A 1,593-nucleotide genomic window follows, 5' to 3' on the forward strand; every position below is an offset into this window, starting at 1 on the left:
GCTAAGTGGCTGGCTGGGTCGTATCCAGTTTTGCGCATGAATGTGGCTGCGGTGCTGTCGATCACGCGGCGGGGGCACCGATCCTGACGAGGTTGTGGGCCAAGACGCCGTGCCCGATCCAGATTCGGGTTCCTTCGGTGCCGTCGATGCGGGTGCGATCCCAGCCGTAGCCACGCTTGAGGGCGCTGAGGCGGCCTTCACATCCGGTGCGCCACTTAATTGTTCGTCGGAAGGCTGGACGGTGTTCCTCGACTTGCCGGGCCTGGCCTGGTTTGCCTTTGCGGGGTATCACGACCGTGCGCACCCCCAGGTCGTGCAGGTCGTCCTCGACGCGTTTCTCACCGTAGCCGCGGTCGGCGGTGACGGTGCCTGGGGCGCGCCCGGTTCGCTTGGTGATCCGCCCGACCGCCGGCGCCAGTTGCGGGGCGTCGGGCGGGTTGCCCACCTCGACGGTGTGGTCGAGCACGATCCCGTCGTCGTTGTCGGTGACCTGGGCCTTGTGGCCGAACTCGACCGGCTTACCCAAACGGCCCTTGGCGATCGGGCGCGCATCGCCGTCGTGCAGGCTGACCCGCCGAGTGGCGCCGTCGGGGATCTGCCCGCACACCCGTTGCCGGGTCTGCGCGGCAATCTGGCGGGTCGCGGCCACCAGCTTGGCCAGGTCATTGACCGCACGCACGAGCCGGCCACGGCGCCGGCCAGCGGCCGCATCATGCACACCGCGAGCGGCAAGCTCGGCGGCCGTGGCCTTCGCCCGGCGCACCGCCCGCTTGGCGTTGACCAGCAGCCGCTGAGCATCGCGTGCCGCGGTCTCAGCCAAACCAGCCAGCTCACCGGTGCTTTTGAGCACCGCGGCCGTGGCCTCCTCGCGGCCCATTGCGGCACGCGAGCGCAGTTTCGACGCGACCGCATGGGCGCGCTTGCCCGCCGCGCGCGACCGGTCGCGGACCCGGGTGCGCACCGCGCCGCCAGCGGCCTGGATCCGCTGAGACGTCGCCGCGATCCGCCGCACCGCCTTGGCCAGCAACCCCGAGTCGGTGGGATAGGCCACGTTCGCCTGCACCACCGTCGTATCCGCGCGAACCCGATTGGTGCGCAACAGCTTCGCCTCGGCGGCCTTGGCCAGCAGCGCCTCGTTCAATCCGTCCACCGCAGCCGGCCCGCACCGGGTGGTCAGCTTCATCAACGTCGTCGGATGCGGCACCGACCCATCCAGCCCAATCCGGCAAAACCGCCGCCAAGTAATCGAATCACTGACCTCCCGACACAGCGACTCATACCCCAACCGGTAGCGAAACTTCAAAAACATCAACCGCAGATAGGTCTCCATCGGCGTGGACGGACGCCCGATCCGCGGATCAAAGAACGGCACAAACGGGGCGAAAAACACCGGATCATCAAGCAGCGCATCCACCCGCGCCAACTCATCGGGCAACCTCAACAATTCCGGAGGCAGTACCGCCTCCCAGAGCGACACCTGATCGCCTACAGTACGAAACACGATGGCCTCAATCCCTTCTCGCACAAGGGCTTGAGGCCATCTTCCCTGTTCAGCACCCTCACATCGCAGATCAACGCGCCGACTTTTTCAGG

Annotated in this window: 1 protein-coding gene; it reads right to left on the reverse strand. The window is 67.4% G+C overall.

All coding sequences use genetic code 11. The features are described 5' to 3' along the window. Nucleotides 1-61: 61 nt before the first annotated feature. Nucleotides 62-1,501: an ISNCY family transposase gene (locus tag AWC14_RS15300; RefSeq protein WP_085241347.1), complete on the reverse strand. Its 1,440-nt coding sequence runs from the start codon at nucleotides 1,499-1,501 to the stop codon at nucleotides 62-64. Between the last annotated feature and the right edge of the window lie 92 nt (nucleotides 1,502-1,593).

Origin of the sequence: Mycobacterium kyorinense (genome assembly GCF_002101735.1) — a bacterium.
GTDB lineage: Bacteria > Actinomycetota > Actinomycetes > Mycobacteriales > Mycobacteriaceae > Mycobacterium > Mycobacterium kyorinense.